The 18593-nt window shown below is 36.4% G+C and carries 20 protein-coding genes and 1 tRNA gene; 2 read left to right on the top strand and 19 right to left on the bottom strand.

All coding sequences use genetic code 11. The features are described from left to right. Positions 1-24: 24 nt before the first annotated feature. From SG0102_RS08650 to SG0102_RS15850, 3 genes are all read right to left on the bottom strand, one after another. A complete protein-coding gene (locus SG0102_RS08650) occupies positions 25-447 on the bottom strand; it encodes a UPF0158 family protein (RefSeq protein WP_157983012.1) in 423 nt (140 codons plus the stop codon). Positions 448-639: 192 nt separating this feature from the next. Next, positions 640-804, bottom strand: coding sequence for a hypothetical protein (locus tag SG0102_RS15370; RefSeq protein ID WP_157983013.1), 165 nt, complete (start codon positions 802-804; stop codon positions 640-642). A gap of 110 nt (positions 805-914) precedes the next feature. Further along, positions 915-1445, bottom strand: a complete 531-nt coding sequence (locus tag SG0102_RS15850; RefSeq protein WP_125119579.1) for a prepilin-type N-terminal cleavage/methylation domain-containing protein — start codon at positions 1443-1445, stop codon at positions 915-917. 337 nt (positions 1446-1782) lie between these two features. Between SG0102_RS15850 and SG0102_RS08660 the strand changes: the two genes are divergently transcribed. Further along, a complete protein-coding gene (locus SG0102_RS08660) occupies positions 1783-2799 on the top strand; it encodes an IS1595 family transposase (protein WP_125118233.1) in 1017 nt (338 codons plus the stop codon). 107 nt (positions 2800-2906) lie between these two features. Here SG0102_RS08660 and SG0102_RS08665 read toward each other — a convergent pair whose 3' ends face one another. Next, positions 2907-4751: a fibronectin type III domain-containing protein gene (locus SG0102_RS08665; RefSeq protein WP_157983014.1), complete on the bottom strand. Its 1845-nt coding sequence runs from the start codon at positions 4749-4751 to the stop codon at positions 2907-2909. A 534-nt stretch (positions 4752-5285) separates the two neighbouring features. Between SG0102_RS08665 and SG0102_RS08670 the strand changes: the two genes are divergently transcribed. Continuing rightward, positions 5286-6614: an O-antigen ligase family protein gene (locus tag SG0102_RS08670; protein WP_125119581.1), complete on the top strand. Its 1329-nt coding sequence runs from the start codon at positions 5286-5288 to the stop codon at positions 6612-6614. A 212-nt stretch (positions 6615-6826) separates the two neighbouring features. Here the strand turns inward: SG0102_RS08670 and SG0102_RS08675 are convergent, their stop codons facing one another. The 15 genes from SG0102_RS08675 to SG0102_RS08745 form a co-directional block, all read right to left on the bottom strand. Continuing rightward, a complete protein-coding gene (locus SG0102_RS08675) occupies positions 6827-7249 on the bottom strand; it encodes a prepilin-type N-terminal cleavage/methylation domain-containing protein (RefSeq protein ID WP_125119582.1) in 423 nt (140 codons plus the stop codon). Positions 7250-7362: 113 nt separating this feature from the next. Then, on the bottom strand, positions 7363-8985 hold the full coding sequence (locus tag SG0102_RS08680) for a GGDEF domain-containing phosphodiesterase (RefSeq protein ID WP_125119583.1): 1623 nt from the start codon (positions 8983-8985) through the stop codon (positions 7363-7365). 119 nt (positions 8986-9104) lie between these two features. Beyond that, positions 9105-9374: a GNAT family N-acetyltransferase gene (locus tag SG0102_RS08685; protein ID WP_125119584.1), complete on the bottom strand. Its 270-nt coding sequence runs from the start codon at positions 9372-9374 to the stop codon at positions 9105-9107. Between the two features lies 1 nt (position 9375). Beyond that, positions 9376-11142, bottom strand: coding sequence for a molecular chaperone DnaK (dnaK, locus tag SG0102_RS08690; RefSeq protein ID WP_125119585.1), 1767 nt, complete (start codon positions 11140-11142; stop codon positions 9376-9378). A gap of 14 nt (positions 11143-11156) precedes the next feature. Beyond that, on the bottom strand, positions 11157-11924 hold the full coding sequence (locus tag SG0102_RS08695; protein ID WP_125119586.1) for a Cof-type HAD-IIB family hydrolase: 768 nt from the start codon (positions 11922-11924) through the stop codon (positions 11157-11159). Beyond that, the gene (locus tag SG0102_RS08700) at positions 11918-12559 is read right to left on the bottom strand and encodes a J domain-containing protein (protein WP_125119587.1); all 642 of its coding nucleotides are present in this window, start codon (positions 12557-12559) and stop codon (positions 11918-11920) included. The genes SG0102_RS08695 and SG0102_RS08700 overlap by 7 nt, the downstream gene beginning before the upstream one ends. After that, the gene (locus SG0102_RS08705; RefSeq protein ID WP_125119588.1) at positions 12546-13388 is read right to left on the bottom strand and encodes a DUF5685 family protein; all 843 of its coding nucleotides are present in this window, start codon (positions 13386-13388) and stop codon (positions 12546-12548) included. The genes SG0102_RS08700 and SG0102_RS08705 overlap by 14 nt, the downstream gene beginning before the upstream one ends. A 2-nt stretch (positions 13389-13390) precedes the next feature. After that, complete coding sequence (locus SG0102_RS08710) at positions 13391-13783, bottom strand: hypothetical protein (RefSeq protein WP_125119589.1); 393 nt, start codon at positions 13781-13783, stop codon at positions 13391-13393. Positions 13784-13931: 148 nt separating this feature from the next. Continuing rightward, the gene (locus SG0102_RS08715; RefSeq protein ID WP_125119590.1) at positions 13932-15365 is read right to left on the bottom strand and encodes an alanine/glycine:cation symporter family protein; all 1434 of its coding nucleotides are present in this window, start codon (positions 15363-15365) and stop codon (positions 13932-13934) included. A gap of 167 nt (positions 15366-15532) precedes the next feature. Then, positions 15533-15608 (bottom strand) — tRNA-Gln (locus SG0102_RS08720). Positions 15609-15732: 124 nt separating this feature from the next. Further along, complete coding sequence (locus SG0102_RS08725; RefSeq protein WP_125119591.1) at positions 15733-16140, bottom strand: iron chaperone; 408 nt, start codon at positions 16138-16140, stop codon at positions 15733-15735. Position 16141: 1 nt separating this feature from the next. Beyond that, on the bottom strand, positions 16142-16807 hold the full coding sequence (locus SG0102_RS08730; RefSeq protein WP_125119592.1) for a hypothetical protein: 666 nt from the start codon (positions 16805-16807) through the stop codon (positions 16142-16144). 12 nt (positions 16808-16819) lie between these two features. Beyond that, positions 16820-17296 carry a pyridoxamine 5'-phosphate oxidase family protein gene (locus tag SG0102_RS08735; RefSeq protein ID WP_125119593.1) on the bottom strand — a complete coding sequence of 159 codons (477 nt, stop codon included), beginning with the start codon at positions 17294-17296 and terminating at the stop codon, positions 16820-16822. A gap of 53 nt (positions 17297-17349) precedes the next feature. Next, the gene (locus SG0102_RS08740) at positions 17350-18081 is read right to left on the bottom strand and encodes a carboxymuconolactone decarboxylase family protein (RefSeq protein WP_179951166.1); all 732 of its coding nucleotides are present in this window, start codon (positions 18079-18081) and stop codon (positions 17350-17352) included. A gap of 15 nt (positions 18082-18096) precedes the next feature. Continuing rightward, a complete protein-coding gene (locus SG0102_RS08745) occupies positions 18097-18513 on the bottom strand; it encodes a flavodoxin (RefSeq protein ID WP_125119595.1) in 417 nt (138 codons plus the stop codon). Between the last annotated feature and the right edge of the window lie 80 nt (positions 18514-18593).

Here is an 18593-nt window from a genome sequence, read left to right on the forward strand (position 1 = left end):
CATAAGACCAGAAATGTATTATCATTATTCTTCTATTTCAATATGATTGACTTCACACCAGTCACGAGCAATACGTTCATACTGTTTAGACCGATAGTCATACCAGTCCTCTTCCAAACCTAATGCATGGAGCTTCGCTCTAAATCTTCTAAAAGCCCCTTTGCCGCGCATAGCCACATCAAGTGTATGACGAGCCTCTTCATCGGTGATTGTCCATAAGAAGTGTTCCATCATTTCATATTCATTAATATCAAACGAATCAGGTAAAGCGAGATAACGATCACTTCCTTCTTCTATTTCTTCCTGAGCTTCTTCAGGATCATCGAAGTCATCAAAATCATCATCAAAGAATACATGGATTTCTCCTGTTTGCATATCTAGTACATATCCTGTATCATCACTTGCTCCTTCTAATGCTTCTAAGACATCATTTAATTTTAGTTTCATCATTTCCATCTCCTTTATAGACATTATCATAGTTGTATTCTATTGTTTATTCAAGGCCTCTAAAAGCTAAAAGTGATGACTACGCATCACTCAAATAGCCCACTCAAAATAAGCTTCACGATCTCTATAAAACTAGCATATTCATACCAAATATCCGCAAATGTATCATAACTAAAAATACATCATAGAAATTTATAATATCATCATTCGTTTTTCATCTAAACGATCGAAGCCATATTCCCAATCTAATATGAAGTCTGTTGTATCCTTATTGTTTAAAACTAATTCAGATAAGATTTCAAAAGATCTCTGAGAAATGTTCCATTCTCGGACTCTTTTCTTAACTTTATTATTCATCTGTTTCAACTCTTTTACAAAAAAGACAATAACCTTCCGCAGAAGATTATTGTCTAAATATCTTTTCAAATTAGTCTACCCAAACAAGCTGTTACTCCTAATAATCTTTATCATTTAGCTTTCTCATTATAATGAACAGCTGTACCATGACCTGGAACAATTAAAACGTTTGAATCTGCAACTGTCATCTTTCCATTGACTTTAACTTCTACCTTGCGAAATCCTTTATCTCCTTTTAACTGAATATACAATGTAATTGATTTTACATCTCTATCACTAGAATTATCATCTCCTGTTAAAAATATTTCATTGATAAAGATTTTATTTACATTATCTCCATAGCTTTTCTTTGAACCATAAAATTTATAATTTGTTCTTGTATCATCAAAAACTTCAACCCACTTAGCAACTTCAAGACAATCATCAGCTTTACCATTATCTGCAATATCTTTTGCAACAGCTATTTGAGTATTAATTAAAGCTGCTCTGGCAACTGCCTCATACTTAGCTTTTTGTCCTTCTTTCATATATGACATAACTGAAGGAACTGCGACAGCCATTAATACAGCTAAAATGACAATAACAACGATGATTTCGATCAAAGTGAAACCTTTTTTGTTTCTCGTTTCTTCTTTTAGCATAATTTTCACCTTCTTAGTTTCCTCTAACTGTATTTTAACACAATTTCATTTCAATACAATGATAAGTGTTTCTTGTACAATGACATATTATTTATATTATTATATATCGTTTAATATGTAGATCGCTTTTATTTTTATCAACAATATTATAATTGTAGCTAAAAAGAGTTTTCTTTCTAAAAGAAAATAATCTTCCGAAGAAGATTACTTTCAAGCGTGTTGTTAACAAATAAGTGACTTTCACATATAAGCTCCGTATTTATCCCTTTCAAGCGATGTATTGAACATCAGGATATATGTATATTTGCTAAAATATATAGTACCTGGAGGTATTAATATGGAAATTCAAAACATTGCTGCTAACTTATCTAATATTAAACTAGATCAATTTCAAATTGAACAGATTCTTGATATGGTTGAGGAGTATATTGAAGCTAATGAAACTGCGTCTACACCTATCATAGAGCATTGCCCAAAATGTCCTGAAAAACATCCTAAAATGATCAAAGCAGGACACACAAAAAGTGGCAAGCAAATGTATAGATGTAAAAGCTGTAATAAACGCTTTGTAGCGGATACCGGTCAATTAACTTTCTATTCACATCAGAGCCTTTCAAAGTGGAAAATTGTTCTTAAAGATACACTCAACGGTTTAGCTTTACGCGAAACTGCATTCAAAATCGGTGTGCATTATGTAACTGTATTTAGAATGCGTCATAAGCTACTTCATTTCATTGAAATGATCCTAGCTAATGATTCTGTAGGTGATGTAGCTGAAATAGATGAGAAGTACATCCTGGCGAGTCATAAAGGGACCAAGCTGGAAGGCGTTGATCCTCGAAAACATGGATCAATAGCACCGAAACCAGGCATAACTGATATTCTAGTATGTATTATGACCGTAGTTTCCCGAGGCGGAAATACATTTATTCACACCTATAATACCGGTCGACCTACTGACGTGAATGGCTATGAATTTTGTCAGCATATTGATAAAGAAAGCTACTGCTTTATAGATGGTATCAATATTTATGACTGGAGTCTGAAAAAACGAAATTGCGGCGTAAAGCATCTAAAACTCGATGAGTATACAAAAACTGATCATTTGAATACTGTAAATGGACTTCATTCATTTATTGAATCAGAAATCATCTATTATAGAAATATATCTACAAAGTATATAAATAGATATAACTCGTTATTTATGATCCAATATAATTTCAGAAAACTCAATATCAGCGAGAAAGTTACAAAGCTTTTAGGGATGCTGAGACAGCATCAGCAATATTTCTACATTCGCCAACTCAGTAAAGAAAGTATATTTAAGTTTAGCAATAGTATATTTGATCTGTAAAAATAAAGTTAATGGAATTTATGACTCGTAGAGAGATATTAAATTGTGCGCTATCAACTAAAAATCATACCAAGTCACTAAATTGTTAACAACACGCTTTCAAGATGTTATTTTACTTTCACAGTTTTCGTCTTAGAGTATTTACCCTTTAACGTTAAGTTAATAGCACGGACTCTTACCTGATAAGTCTTCTTAGATTTTAGCTTCTTGATTGTACAAGATGTTTTCTTGACTGTTTTAGACTTCCATTTCTTAGTACCTTTTACTCTATAGTAAACTTTATACTTTCTTGCATGTTTTGACTTTTTCCATTTCACAGTCAATTTCTTCTTACCCGCTTTAATTGATTTAATCTTAACCTTAGCAGGTTTATAGACATTGACTAAATGCGTATCTTTTTTATTTACTTCAATATCTTGTGTTAAATCTTTAGAATCACTAAAACCATTTTCTTTGTACTTATAGGTAATCGTTAAGACAGTAGAGCCAATCTGAGCTACGGCATATGGATATGAAGTAAGAACTTTTACATTCTTCTTTGTTTCATATACAGTAGAACCATCAGACATCGTCTTTTTGATTACAGCATTCACTTTCATACCTTTCGTTGTAATCTTATCCCCTGCTTTATATTTCACCTTATTAGGATGTGATACAAAGTATAACTGATCAATGCTTGCTTCTTTAACAACTTTATTAACAGTTACTGGAATCTCTACTGACTTTTCAACACCATCATCATTAACTCTTACTTTAACACTCTTTTGTGTTGATTTTAATGAATCTCCATCTACAACAGTATAACTCATATTCGCCTGATCATAATACTGTTTAGAGCCATCACTATAATCCTTTTCATAAGTCCCCGTAATAGCTAATCCTGTATCATCAAACTTATCCCCTTCATTATAAGTTAACTTAGTAGGATTACTAGCAATCTTAATAGAAGATAACTTAGTTGAATTTAGTTTAGCATTCACAGTAACAGGAATATCCACTGATTTCGTAATACCATCAGAAGTAACAGTAGCCGTAATAGCAGTTTGACCTACAGATAAATAAGTAGATGATAGACTATAATCCATATTATCCTTATCTTCATAAGTTACACTGCCATCACTATATGTTTTAGAAAATGTTCCTTTAATAGATAAGCCATCAGTTTTAAATGCATCACCATCAGTATAAACTGTCTTCTTAGGTTGAGATGCAATACTAATAGATGTTAACTTTGTACTATTAAGCTTAGGTTTAATAGTAATAGGTACATTAACCGTCTTAGATGTCACACCATCATTCACCGTTACCGGCCATGATGTAATATGATTACCACTATTATCATAGTATGTTAACTTTGTACTTGTATCAGTTGTATACTTCATATTATTGACAGTGTATGTAGTAGGTGTTCTCCCATCAGACCATACCTGTTTATATGTTCCATCAATAACTAACCCATTACTATTAAATGTTTCTCCATCAGTATAAGTTGTAACAGATGGATTTTGTTTAATCTCAATAGAGTCTAATGTATTTGATGTAACATGAGCAAAGTCATAATGTGTCTGATCCCATAAACTATTTAAAGCACCAAAGATTTCATTATAGTAATTCACTGGTGTATTTTTATAGGCTTCATTAAGAATATCAACAAAATTATAATAAATGGATGATTGAGGAAATTTAGCATTTAATCTTCTAAGATTATTAATCCACTCTTTATAAGATTCATCTAATTTAATAGTTTTATCTTTATAATCTTGTCCTCTTTTATAATAAATGTTAAAGAAGTTCTCATCGCCAGATGACATTTTTGGATTTTCTCTTAAATCATCTAAGCTTTTACCATCTTTAATTTGTGAAAGAATCTGTGCATCCTTTTTACTACGTAAAGACTGAAATGAATCTTCCCCAACTATTTCTTTTTGAAGTGACGTTAAGACAGCATTCATACTATTATAATATTTATCACCTGTAAAAATCTCATTCCCATTTTCATCAACACCTTTAAAAGGGATATGATCTCTTGCTTCATTAAATTCATCTTTAATGCTATTACTTGAAATAGAATCGCTATACTTATTGTTTAAATACAGAATATCATATAACCATCGGTAAAGATCAATGCTGTCTTCTACCTTACGTGACTGCAATTTTGTTCCAACAACTTTCAAACTAGACAACAAGTCAGCATCTTCACGAATTGTATTTGAATTTGGAAACACTCCTGTTTCACTTTCTAAATTCGATTCCGCTGCATGTACATGCGTATTTTTCACTAACGTGAGTGAAAATACCATTGCCGATGCAATGAATAACTTCAATAATTTTTCAACCATAATTTACCTCCCATTTGTATTCACTAATAATATTATACCTTCTATAATCTTGGTATCAAGAAAAGATAAAAATATTATCGATTTCTTTTCTTGTGACCCTCAAAATAGTGTATAGTTTAATTGATTTTCTACACGAGGAGTAAATACATGAATGACTTTATTCAACTCATAAAATCTAAAGATATTTCACAAATAAACCAAAACCTTACCTATCCCCTAATCGGTAAAATAGCCTGTATTCCCATAGCCACATTCTTCATATCGGTGATTATTGAGCTTATCAAAGCTCTGACAACAACGATGTCATTTGATTTAGAAATGTATAATCCCTATGCTTATACAATAAGATATCTCAACGTGATTGACACAGTATTTGGTATTTTAGCTATTTTCCTTTATTTGTTAAGATTATATTTCGATCACAAGCTTACTAAAAAACACATTATAAATCATCCATCCATACTACTGTTTATTATTCTTTCTATATGGATCATTATTACTACAGCAATTAATGGGTTTACCCCATATGCATTACACGGTACTTATTATCGTAATGAATCTCTTTTCTCTTTCTTAAGATATTATCTGATTTATTTTATGTGTGGTGCTATTGTCACAGTAAAGCAAAAAGATTCTTTATTACATTTATTGATGTATACAAGTATGATTCTTGTCTTATTTGATTTGTTAAACTATATAAATCTATTTAATGATCAGTTCATGACATTATGGTCATCAGTCTTTTACAACACCAATCACTATGGTTATTATTTGACTATTGTTTGTCTTGTTAGTATGTCTTATTTTCTTACCAATGAATATAACCTTAAATACCTAGTTATATTCTGTTTTAACTTTATAGTCCTGGTATTTAATAATACCTTTGGCAGCTATCTAGGTGTTCTCATAGGTTTGATATTTGCCCTAGCAATCAGTTTTAAAATCAATCTCATCAATAAGAGAAAAATTATCACGATAGCAGTCATTATTATATTATCAACTGTGTTTGTAAAAGCAGTTAATCCATCCTCTGGTGGAAACTTTATTGCTTTGTTTGCAGATCTTAACAACGTTACTGAAGAAAACTCAGAAGCACAAATGGCTGGCAGCGGTCGTTGGAAACTATGGACATATTCCGTTAATCAGCTCAATAAAAAACCTTTAACTTATTTAACCGGATATGGCATTGAAGGCATAACTGATTCCATGAAAAAGGAAACTGGTGAAACACGTCCTCATAATGAATTTCTCCAACAGATTGTTTTCTTTGGTTTACCAGCACTTATTATTTATGTAGTCGCTATATTTCTCATGTATTTACGTGGTTACCACAATGCAACTTTATTATCTATATCAACGATTGTTGCATTAATCGCATCATTTGGTTATTTATTCCAATCATCATTCGGCAATACCATGTATTACACATCACCATTTTTCTTCTGCATACTTGGTATGGCTTATCATCATAAATAAATAATATCGTCATAAGCCACAAATTCGTATTAAGACTATTCATTTCCAGAAAAATGAGTCATACCTAGTTTTCTGAACAGTTTACACTACAGTCTAAAAATTGATCAATAATATTCATTCAAAACTAAACGTAAAAAAGGTTAACCTCAATGAGATTAACCTTTTAGTTTATAGTTGCATAAACGCAACAACTTTTGCAAAAATAAGACGTATTAGCTTAAAGTAACTTTCTTGTTAGCTGCAATTGTTGCAGTTTTAGTCTTTTCATCAATTGTAATTGTAGCAGTGACACTCTTAACATCCTGATCTTCAGCTGCACTACTTCCAGATTCTCCTGCTGTTAAATCAATTTTTGTTACTGCAACTGTTACACCATCACCATAATTCTTCTTAGCAATATTAGTCTTTGCAGTATCGAAACTATAACTTCCATTTGCAACTTCATTTGCATATTCAGTCTGAGTATTAATCAATACAGTTCTAGCGACAGCTTCATATTTAGCTTTCTGGCCTTCATTCATGTATGACATAACTGAAGGAACAGCTACAGCCATTAATACAGCTAAGATTACGATCACGACGATGATTTCGATTAACGTAAAACCTTTCTTATTTCTTAATTTTTCTCTTAACATAAGATTTATACCTCCCTATTTATCTCTACTTATATTTTAGCACATTAATTCGTAGACGCAAGAGAAAAGTATCATAAATTATTAAATATTTCATTAATTAGAAATAGTGTGACTTATCTATTCATTATTAACATTAAGGCCCAAATATTGCTATGAGGTTTTTTTCTGATGGGATAGATCCAACCTTTAGAGAATTCATAATGTGAGGAAGATTCTTCATAAAAGACCCATTGCTTAGAAGCGATGGCTGTCTGGATTGCTTCTTCAAAACCTTTGGTGGTTGGTAAACGATATTCCTGAGAGTTATATAAATCATGGGCTTCTAAAAAATCAAGATAGGTATGATTTCCTTTAATAAAATGAATCATACCAGGCTGATACTCTATTAAGGAATAAGCGATCTGTTCTATTTCTTTACGTAATTCTATCGGCATAGTTGTGTGATCTAAATGATAGAAGGCTTTATCTATATCATTATAATAAGCATCATTAACATCGACATGTTCAGCTAATAAGGTATGTAACTGATCGCCTAAAGGAATGGGTTTAGAGAAATAGAAGCCTTGTAATAAATCACAGCCAATACCTCTTAAATACATCACATGATATGAGATTTCTACCCCTTCTACTAAGGTATTAATATTTAAGTCTCTGGCTAACTCTACCATATGTTTAATAATGAGTTTCCCTTTCGGATAGTCTTCTAAATGTCTTAAAAAGCCCATATCAATCTTAATGAGATCAAAGTTATATTCTTTTAAAATATTAAGAGAAGAATAACCAGAACCAAAGTCATCCATCCATACCTGAAAGCCTTCGTTGTGAAAACCATCAACCGCTTTTTTAAGGGTTTTAGGATCTTTAATAAAGGCACTTTCAGTAATTTCAATAATGAAATGATGATGGTCGATCCCATGATAGTCTACAACCTCTTTCACCGCTGCCACCATATCAATATTTAAGAAATCATTAGGTGATAAGTTAATGGAAGTTGAGACAATCTCTTTCCCTTGTTTGAGATATTCTTTCATATCGATGCAGACCTGCTCTAAGATATACAAGTCCAGCTGGTAACATAAGTTGACGCTTTCTAAAACATCAATAAAGTCGCCTGGGGAAAGAAAGCCTTTGATGGGATCATCCCATCTTGCTAAAGCTTCTAAGCTAGCAACTGAATTACTCATCGCATACATAATGGGCTGATAGTACACTTTAATATATTTATTGAAAATAGCGTCTTCAAAGTGTTCAATAATATAACGACGATTCTCATAGTTTTCCGACATCTTTTGATTATAATATTGGTAATATTTAGAGAAATCATTTTTAATCGTACCCAAAGCCATGCGGGCACGATCGCAGGCTAAGTGGGCATTCTCACCTGCTTCTCCTAAATAAATACCAATCTTTAAGGAAACACTGATATCCCCTTTATAATATTTAGAGTAGCGCACACTCTTTTCAACTTTCTCTAATAATCCTGCTTCATTGGTGCGAATGAAAAACGCATCATCGTTAAAACGACCAATAATAGCATGATCAAATACCCGCGTGAGGATATGAGCTGTTCGTTTTAAGACATGATCGCCAGTCGTATAACCATAAGTCATATTAATATTCTTCATGCCGGAGATATCAACGCAGATTGTCACTAATCCCGGATGGCTATTTTCTACTTTATTGTAATAGCCTTGTGTATCATAAACACCGGTCAAGCTATCATACATTTCTTTCATTATAAAGCCCCTTTACTTTTTCATATTTTGAAACACAGTTTCGTATGAAGCATTATAACATATATTTTACACAATCTTAATATCTTTTTTACAACGTAATGAAAAGACTATAGGAAACCCTATAGTCTCACATCATCGTATGTCTGATCACTTAATACTTTTACAGCATAAGAGCATACTGGTTTGATACGGATCTGCTCTTTTCTTGCTACTTCGATTAAAGTATTGACTAACTTACGCGCTAAGCCCTGACCACCATAAGCTTTCTCCACAAAAGTATGGGTAATCACCCAGTGATCATCTTCTAATTCATAATCACATTCGCCAATCAGCTTTCCCGCATCGTATAAGGCTGCGCGCTGATTGTCTTTCTCATAGATTAATTCCATCTTATTCTCCTACAATACCTGCAGAAACTTGTTTTAATGCATCAAACTGTTCTTTGATACTCTGATAGTCCCCATCAGAGCTATGTTCAAAATCAAATTTCTTATAGGCTTTCTTATAATTTGATAACTGATTCTTAATATTCTTTAAGGTCTCTTTATCAATTGTTTTCTTGCTATTGAGCAAAGCATTCTCTAAGCTGGCTACATACATTTCTGAATCATTCTTGAAGTTGATTCTCTCTTTCTTCTTACGATCTTCCGCTTCGAATGCTTTGGCTTCGCGCATCGCTTTTTCAATTTCTGAATCACTCATATGAGTGGATGACTCAATCGTAATATGCTGCTCATTGCCGCTGGCTAAATCCTTTGCCGAGACATTGACAATACCATTGGCATCAATATCAAAGGTGACCTGAATTTGTGGAACCCCTCTTAAAGCACGTTTGATATGTTTTAATTTAAATTTACCTAAGGATTTATTATCCTTCGCTAATGGTCTTTCTCCCTGTAAAACATTGACTTCAACCTGAGTCTGGAAATTAGCACTGGTTGTAAAGACCTGGGAATATGTTGTTGGAATTGTCGTATTACGACGAATAAGCGGCGTCGCGACACCTCCTAAGGTTTCAATCGATAAAGTAAGCGGCGTGACATCTAATAAGAGGACATCATTACTTTCCGGATTACCGGAGACAATCAATGAACCCGATAGCTTAGCCCCTTGGATCGCCGCTCCCATCGCCACGCATTCATCAGGGTTTAAGGAATGAGAAGGCTCTTTGCCAATAACCTGACGAACGCGATCAATGACGGCAGGAATACGAGATGAACCGCCTACTAAGATACATTTATCAAGATCATTGGGTGTAATGCGGGCATCATTTAAAGCATTTTGCATTGGGACCACGCAGCGTTCTACTAAGTGCGCGGTTAAGGTATTAAACATCTGACGATCAATCGTCATTTCCAAGTTTTTTGGACCGGTTGATAAATTGATAATAAATGGTAAAGAAACGGTAGCTGTCTGCATTGTCGATAAATCTTTTTTCGCTTTTTCAGCGGCTTCAATAACTCTTGATTTAGCGACGATATCTTTACGTAAATCAATGCCTTCCTTTAACTGGAAATCTTCAAAGATATAATTTGCCAGACAGGCATCAAAATCATCACCGCCTAAGTGGTTATCACCACTGGTTGATAAGACTTCAATAACACCTGACCCAATTTCAATAATTGAGACATCGAAGGTGCCCCCGCCTAAGTCAAAGACCATGACCTTTTGGCCATAATCATTTTCTAACCCATACGCTAAAGCGGCCGAAGTCGGTTCATTAATAATCCGTAAGACGTCTAAACCGGCAATCTTTCCGGCATCTTTAGTAGCCTGACGCTGATCATCATTGAAATAAGCAGGCACGGTAATAACGGCCTGATGGACTTCTTCACCTAAGTAGTCCTGGGCATCGATCTTGAGCTTTTGTAAAATCATGGCACTGATTTCCTGAGGGGAATAGTTACGGCCATTAAGTTTATGTTTTTTAGTCGTCCCCATATCTCTTTTAATCGATGAAATGGTCTGGGTCGGATTCATCGCCATCTGTCTTTTCGCTACTTCCCCCACTAAACGATTCCCATCTTTATCAAAAGCCACTACCGAAGGTGTGGTTTTGCCCCCTTCACTATTAGGAATAATCGTCGTATGGCCATTTTCTGTAAAGGCCATACAGCTATTGGTTGTTCCTAAATCAATACCAATGACTTTACTCATTGTGATCGCTCCTTTCAGTCAATAATCTGGAAATATTTTAAGGCATTATAAATGCCATCATCATCTATATCTGTTGTCACAAAATCTGCATGTTTCTTCACTTCATCACTAGCATTCCCCATGGCAATGCCAATATTCGCATACTCTAACATGCTGATATCATTCGCCGCATCGCCAAAAGCCATAATCTCATCGGTAGAAATATGATAATATTTAAGCACTTCTTTGATGCCCTGATCTTTTCCGCCTTGTTTCGGGATCAGATCAAAAGCACCAGGATGCCAGATATTTTTAGCGCAGTGCGGTAAATCAATATAATCCTTGCTTGATGGCAAGTAAGGAATCATCTGGTAAATCTTATTCTCATTACTCAACTTACCAAGCGGCGGAATACTGGAATGAATGTCATCCTGCACTTTTTTTACATAATCATTACGCATATTAATATACATCTTATCGCGTTCCACAAAGATCACCGGATAATGCTTTTTAGCGGCATCCTGAATCACCAGATCAACATCCTGAGGATCAATTGGTAAATCATAGATTAAGCCCTGATCGTTATAACAATATTGCCCATTTAACGTAATATAGGCATCAAAGTCTAAATAATCATGAATCTTTAACTCTTCAAGTTCTAAAACATGGCGGCCCGTGCAGGCAATGGTAAGAATCTTTTTCTTATGCAGTAAGGCAAAAGCTTTCTGACAGCTTTCCGGTACCCGATTGGTGCGATGGGAATATAAGGTCCCATCGATATCAAAGAAAATCGCTTTTAACATCCGCGATAATACCCAGCCCCAAAGCATGGGGAACAGCACATCTGCACTAAGCACATGGCATAACAGCAGCTCATTGGGTTGATGTCACGACCATAGCCGCGCGATGTTTCATTATAAGCAGCGCTGCCGCCCTGCAGCTGCTGTAATAAAAGCATATACTGTAAGTTCATCGGATTCATTGAATACGCGGTCTGAGCAAATTCAACAGCCTGGATATGATTGCCTAAGCCATTTTCACAAATCGCCGCATAATAGAACCAGACATCATCTTTCTGATAGATGCCCTCTAAGACGCTTTTTGCTTCCGCAAAACGATTGGCATTAATATAGGCGATCACGTCCTGGTAAGCCTGCTGGGCATTGCCATAAGTCTGCTGAGTATTGGTATAGCCGGTATTGTTATAAGCACCTTGCGTGTTATTGGTATAAGTACGCCCGGTAAAACCGCGTTTACGATCATCCATAATCGTTCGATAAGCATTTTGTACCTGTTTAAATTTTTCTGTATACTCCGCCTGATGAGGATTACCAATATTGGCATCAGGGTGGTATTTTTTAGAAAGACTGCGATACGCTTTTTTTACTTCATCATCCGTTGCATCGGGTGAAATACCTAAGATATCATAAGGATTCATTTTTCTTCTCCTTTTCGTTTCTCTTTTGTTTCACCGCTTCAAAACGGCTCCATACTCCACTATAGAGAATATTTCTTATTATATCACTATATTCCAAAATCGGCATGCGTTCAAAAGCCAGCGTGGCTTCTGACATAAACATTGTTAAGATCTTTTCCACATAGTGATCAAAATCATCATTTTCATATTTTTGTTTAAAGGGATTATAGGTATTTTGTCGGATATCATCTTCGATATCATCATAGGCATCCATCAGATAAATAAACTTACCTAAGTTATTGCCTAAGGTATAGAGCTCTTCACTCCATTCATCATCCTGATAGCGGAAGATTTCTCCTAATACTTTGCCAAAAGTATTAGACATCAGATCTAAGGACTGACAGTTCTCTTCTTCTAACGTCGTTAAACGTTTAAGATTGCTGTCAATAATAAAGATCTTGTTGGGATATTCCTGCTTAATCGCTTCAAATAACGGGGTTAAAGTTTTTAGGCGATGCTTATGTTTATGTTCATCATGGACATCATCTAACGCTTTATAATACGCTAAAACAATTGTCATCTTCGCCGCATAGTCATCAAACAGATCCATGCGGGTGCGATGATGTTTGATCGGATGCATTGTGCACCCTTCTTTCGTGAGCTGAATCTTTGGCTCATACAGACCGGTTAAGACTAACTTTAAGAAGGTCATATCATTGGATAATAACCGCGTGGCATTGGTGCCATAGAGATCTTTTAACTTATGACAGAGACCGCAATAAAAAGAATGATAAATCCGATAGTCTTCATCAGAAAGCTGTTTCTGATTGACAATCACATAGCCAAACATAATTAAGACCGTGCATCAAAGTGATGACCACAGCGTGGACAAGTCACCTCAATATTTCCTTTACCTTTAGGCACACGAACCATCTTATGACAGTTCTTGCAGACAAAATATTTATGATCTTTATCACTGAAGTTCTTTTGCATGACTTTGACTTGATCAAAGACCGGTCTCATGAATTCTTCATACTTCGCATTCTCAGCACTTCTGGCCGTGACATTTTTTGAAAATGTTCGGAATAAATCCACTGCAATTAAGGCATAGCTCAAGAAATAAAGCATCCGGTTATTTAATAATAAGTTTAAAACAATTAATACTAAAACCGTATATAAAATATGCTTATTGAGGGTATCTGTCCCGTAACGGCCCATCATAAACTGAATCAATTTATCTTTCATGAATATCACTCCTTGTCAATATGCTTTCATTCTACATAGATTATGTGAATGAATCATGAACATTCCTTAAATATCCCTTAACTCTATTATCGCATATTTTTTCTTTTTTTTACATCAATTCGCAAAAAAAGGTACCCCGAGGATACCTTTAACTTTCATATTCTTCAATTGCGGCCGAACGATAACTGGCAAAGAAACGCTTTGTCTCTGCGACAATCACGCCATTTAAAGAAATGACCGCAATCATATTTGGAATAGCCATGAGACCATTGAAGATATCCGCAATTGTCCAAACGGCAGAAATACTCATATAAGGGCCAATAAAGACATTGAGGATGTAGAAGGCTTTGAATACATTTAAAGCCAGTTTTGAATTATTTGTCAGATATTCCAAGCAGCGTTCCGCATAGTAGTTCCAGCCTAAAATAGTAGTAAAGGCAAAAAACACTAAGCATAACATTAATAAGCAGCTCGCAACGCTGGCACTAAATGGTAAACCTTTGGTAAACGCATAAGTGGTGACAGCGACCCCTTCTAAACCTTTGACTTTCCAGGCACCGGTTAAGACAATAGAAATGCCCGTCATCGTACAAATAACAATAGTATCAATAAAAGTCCCCGTCATCGAGACTAAACCCTGACGTACCGGTTCCTTCGTCTTGGCTGCTGCGGCCGCAATCGGCGCAGAGCCTAATCCCGCTTCATTAGAGAAAATACCACGAGCAATCCCTTTCTGCATAACGATGATCATCGAACCTATTGCCCCGCCCGTAACGGCACGAGGATTAAAAGCGCCGACGACAATTTCACGAATAGCTGCTGGCAGCGCTGTCGCATTGGTCATCATTAAGACAATGACACAGCCAGCATATAAAATAGCCATGAACGGTACCACAATTAATGACACATTGGCAATACGCTGAAGTCCGCCAACTAATACTAAAGCCACGCAAAGCGTTAAGACAAGTGAGGCAATGACAACCGAAATACTATAACTGCCAAGACCAGGAATATGCACCAAATGCGCATTATGTGGATCAAAGAAGTTATTGACCGCACTCGAGATCCCATTGACCTGAGTAAAAGTGCCGGAGCCAAATAAACCGACGCAAACACCAAAGAAGGCAAAGATTTTCGCTAAGAACTTAAACTGTTTGCCCATCCCTTTTTCAATATAATAGAACGGACCGCCTAAAGCATGACCATCTGCATCAACAGTCCTAAACTTAATAGCTAAAAGACCTTCGGCATATTTCGTAGCCATCCCAAAGATGGCTGCTAAATTAATCCAGAAAACTGCCCCCGGACCGCCTGCCGTGACCGCCGTTGCAACGCCGACAATATTACCAGTCCCAATAGTAGCACTTAAAGCCGTACATAAGGCCGCAAAGCTGGAAACTTCGCCATCGCCTTCTTCTTCCGACTGAATCATCCACTTTAACGCTAAAGGCAGCTTACGGATTTGTAAGAAGCCAAGACGAATCGTCAATAGAATCCCGCCGACAAGAATCAACGCCATGAGCGGTACGCCCCATACCAGACCATCGATCTGATTGAGGATTTGTGTAATTGTGTTCCCCATAAAATGTATTCATCCTTCCTTTTATGCGTTATTGTAAGAGAATTATTTTCAAACGTCAAGTTAACCTATTAAAAAATGACCATCAATCCATAAAAATTCGTATTTGATGAGACTTTGGAAACCAGAAAGCATAAAAAAAGGAGCCGTTAAGCTCCTGCACTTTCAAATGGCTGCGGTAGCTGGATTCGAACCAGCGCAATGACGGATTCAGAGTCCGTTGCCTTACCGCTTGGCTATACCGCAATGTCTTTCTCTCTCGAGTGCTCACTTATAATACCATCACTCTCACGACATTGCAATACTTTTTTCATATTTTTCGACAGAAAAATTTCAAATATCCTATTTCTATTGTATTATTCAAGCTTTTTTACTGATAATTTTCTAAACACCACTTTGCCAGATCCATGATAAACGCTTTTGGAAGCGGTTTTTGATAAGGAATCTGAATCGCTCCTTTTGAATACTTAAAACCTTTTTCTTCGCATTGAGAGGCAAAGGCGGCCACGCCATCAGCGCCGGGATAAAGACCAATATGCTTCTTAAATCCCGCAAAGTGGATGAGATTATGGTGCTTATAAAAAGTAGGCATCCGCCAGCTGATCTTTTCCGTTGTATCTGGTAAAACACTTTTCAAAATGTCATACACCTCACTGAGATAGGCCCGCTGCTCTTCATCAAAAGTCTCAATATATTCTTTGATCGTGTGAACCTCACCACAATAGTGAGACTGATTTTCGTGTTTAAATGTGCGACCACATTTTGGACATGTCCACATCTTATCGCCTTCCTTTCAAGTAACCTAACCAGCCTAAAATAGCGGGAATAAACGGCTGCCATAAGGCCATTCTTGGAGTAAATAAAATGGCCACCGAATAAATAATGGCCCCAATCAGGGTCAGGATCTGATTTTTCATAAAGAGTCCTAAGCTGTTAAAGACAATGCCCGCACTTAATAGAATGAGAAAATCATGCATTGCCAGCATCCCAATCGTAACGCCAAATTCAAAAGCCCAGGTATGATTGCCTGTTCGCGCCGTTAAGATATTATTGATATCCATAATCAACAAAAATAACGCCGCGATTAAGGCTAGCATTAATGGTACATTCACACTGCTCTTTACCGGTTCTTGAAGCGTTTTCTTAGGCGTGACATGCTCTTTAGCGATAGGTTTCAGCGCTTTTTCGACTTTCGCTTTAGGCGCTTCCCCTTGATGGTGATAGAGATCGATAATCTTTAACACGGTTTGGAAATGATGACTATCACAAGTATAATGATGCTCGCCATTACACATGACGACAAAATGAACATGCTCATCATCTTCATCATCTAACGTACGAATATCCGTCATCTTCGCAAAAGGATACGTCCCCTCTTCATCACTTAAAGCCGTCTCTGTTATCTGTAACGCTTTCCCATTACTTAATGGTAATACCTCTTTCATACTAACGCCTTCTTAGTGTTCAATAACGCGTTTCCCGCTCATATGATCAATTGTCACTGCCAAGCATTGTACGCGTGATTGCGCTTTATTGAATTCATCTTCTGCGTACTTATGATCCGCAAACTTAAGGGCTAGCTTTATACAGATATCTTTGATTAACTGGGGATCTTCGACTTTCTCAATTCGGCCAAAACAAATGACGCTATGGAATGTAAGCGGCCAGTCATTAGGATCTTCCTGCACACCATCATTGATGACAGTATAAGAAACCTTATTATTTTTCATGATGGCATCAATCTTATGCCCTTCTTTAGCACCATGAAAATAGAGCATATGGGTTTTTGGATCGTAATAATGATCCATCGGAATACCATAAGGATACCCATCTTCTCCGATGAGACTTAAAACACCGCGTTTCTGGTGCACTAAAACGTTTATGCATTCTTCTTCGCTTAAAGCCTGTTTAAAGCGACGCATTTTTCTAAACATATTTTTCACCTCATCACCATGATAACACAAAAAGATCGGAATGTCCGATCTTTCTATAAAGCATGATAAGTCGCATCATCAACGGGTTCTAACCATTCATTAGAGGTCTCTTCACCAGGGATTTCAATAGCCAAATGCGAGAACCAGCAATCCGGTGCTGCGCCATGCCAGTGTTTCACGCCAACAGGAATTTCAACCACATCACCAGGTTTTAATAACTGCGCTCTTTTCCCTTCTTCCTGATAATAGCCATGACCATCGACGCAGATCAGTACCTGACCGCCGCCGCTTTTAGCATGATGAATATGCCAGTTATTGCGGCAGCCTGGTTCAAAGGTCACATTATAAATAGGCAATGGATCACCTGGCTTTGAAACAGGGTTCAAATAAGACTGACCAATAAAATACTTGGCATAAGCATCATTAGGCTTGCCTTGACCAAAGAAACCGCCATGATTATCCCCGATATCATCTTCATAGACTTTCTGCGCCATCCCAAAAGCCGCCCAGGCATTAGGCCAGCCGGCATAAAAAGCGATATGGGTGAGAATTTCTGCCATTTCTTCTTTTGTCACGCCATTGGCTTTGGCGGTCGCTAAATGGTATTCGAGTGCTGAAGTGACCATACCTTTGCCAATTAATGCGGAAATCGTCACGATGCTACGCAGTTTCAGACTGAGCTGACCTTCACGATCCCACACTTCCCCAAATAAGACATCATCATTCAGCTGCGCAAATTTTGGGGCAAATGCGCCTAACTGTTTTCTTCCTGCTGTTTGTTTCATAATGTACCTCCTCGTCTAATATCTCTTTGCATCCACAATCTTTACTTGAGGAAATGCTTTGCTTAAATCCTGCTGCGCTCTTTGAATAGATGAACCGCCAGATGTCGCAAATAAATGGACTGTTTTATTTGAAAAATCATGGGTTTTAAAGAAACTGAAGATAATCCGGGGAGCGGTATACCACCAAATGGGGAAACCAACATAAATATCGTCATAATCACGAATATCAAGTGGTTCCATAGCCACTTCGACCTGATCACGCCCTTCTCTGTTTGCCCGGCTTTCATTATCCTGCCAATTGATATCTTCATTGGTATAAGGGATAACTGGCTTGATTTCTAAAATATCAGTCTGTTTTTCTTGAGCGAGTTTTTCAGCGACACGGCGTGTTGTGCCGGTTGCGGAAAAATAAGTAACGATTGTTTTGCTCATTGTAATGCCTTCTTTCGTCTCTTATTGTAGTTATGAAATGGCAGAATGTAAAATACCTATTCTTCATATGATATCATGCC

Source organism: Intestinibaculum porci (assembly GCF_003925875.1).
GTDB classification, from domain to species: Bacteria; Bacillota_I; Bacilli_A; order Erysipelotrichales; family Coprobacillaceae; genus Intestinibaculum; species Intestinibaculum porci.

What these genes read in the sequence shown, in the direction of transcription:
- SG0102_RS08650 (WP_157983012.1), bottom strand. Translation starts at nt 447, where the DNA reads ATGAAACTAAAATTAAATGATGTCTTAGAAGCATTAGAAGGAGCAAGT.
- SG0102_RS15370 (WP_157983013.1), bottom strand. Translation starts at nt 804, where the DNA reads ATGAATAATAAAGTTAAGAAAAGAGTCCGAGAATGGAACATTTCTCAG.
- SG0102_RS15850 (WP_125119579.1), bottom strand. Translation starts at nt 1,445, where the DNA reads ATGCTAAAAGAAGAAACGAGAAACAAAAAAGGTTTCACTTTGATCGAA.
- SG0102_RS08660 (WP_125118233.1), top strand. Translation starts at nt 1,783, where the DNA reads ATGGAAATTCAAAACATTGCTGCTAACTTATCTAATATTAAACTAGAT.
- SG0102_RS08665 (WP_157983014.1), bottom strand. Translation starts at nt 4,751, where the DNA reads ATGAATGCTGTCTTAACGTCACTTCAAAAAGAAATAGTTGGGGAAGAT.
- SG0102_RS08670 (WP_125119581.1), top strand. Translation starts at nt 5,286, where the DNA reads ATGAATGACTTTATTCAACTCATAAAATCTAAAGATATTTCACAAATA.
- SG0102_RS08675 (WP_125119582.1), bottom strand. Translation starts at nt 7,249, where the DNA reads ATGTTAAGAGAAAAATTAAGAAATAAGAAAGGTTTTACGTTAATCGAA.
- SG0102_RS08680 (WP_125119583.1), bottom strand. Translation starts at nt 8,985, where the DNA reads ATGAAAGAAATGTATGATAGCTTGACCGGTGTTTATGATACACAAGGC.
- SG0102_RS08685 (WP_125119584.1), bottom strand. Translation starts at nt 9,374, where the DNA reads ATGGAATTAATCTATGAGAAAGACAATCAGCGCGCAGCCTTATACGAT.
- dnaK (WP_125119585.1), bottom strand. Translation starts at nt 11,142, where the DNA reads ATGAGTAAAGTCATTGGTATTGATTTAGGAACAACCAATAGCTGTATG.
- SG0102_RS08695 (WP_125119586.1), bottom strand. Translation starts at nt 11,924, where the DNA reads ATGTTAAAAGCGATTTTCTTTGATATCGATGGGACCTTATATTCCCAT.
- SG0102_RS08700 (WP_125119587.1), bottom strand. Translation starts at nt 12,559, where the DNA reads ATGAATCCTTATGATATCTTAGGTATTTCACCCGATGCAACGGATGAT.
- SG0102_RS08705 (WP_125119588.1), bottom strand. Translation starts at nt 13,388, where the DNA reads ATGTTTGGCTATGTGATTGTCAATCAGAAACAGCTTTCTGATGAAGAC.
- SG0102_RS08710 (WP_125119589.1), bottom strand. Translation starts at nt 13,783, where the DNA reads ATGAAAGATAAATTGATTCAGTTTATGATGGGCCGTTACGGGACAGAT.
- SG0102_RS08715 (WP_125119590.1), bottom strand. Translation starts at nt 15,365, where the DNA reads ATGGGGAACACAATTACACAAATCCTCAATCAGATCGATGGTCTGGTA.
- SG0102_RS08725 (WP_125119591.1), bottom strand. Translation starts at nt 16,140, where the DNA reads ATGTGGACATGTCCAAAATGTGGTCGCACATTTAAACACGAAAATCAG.
- SG0102_RS08730 (WP_125119592.1), bottom strand. Translation starts at nt 16,807, where the DNA reads ATGAAAGAGGTATTACCATTAAGTAATGGGAAAGCGTTACAGATAACA.
- SG0102_RS08735 (WP_125119593.1), bottom strand. Translation starts at nt 17,296, where the DNA reads ATGTTTAGAAAAATGCGTCGCTTTAAACAGGCTTTAAGCGAAGAAGAA.
- SG0102_RS08740 (WP_179951166.1), bottom strand. Translation starts at nt 18,081, where the DNA reads ATGAAACAAACAGCAGGAAGAAAACAGTTAGGCGCATTTGCCCCAAAA.
- SG0102_RS08745 (WP_125119595.1), bottom strand. Translation starts at nt 18,513, where the DNA reads ATGAGCAAAACAATCGTTACTTATTTTTCCGCAACCGGCACAACACGC.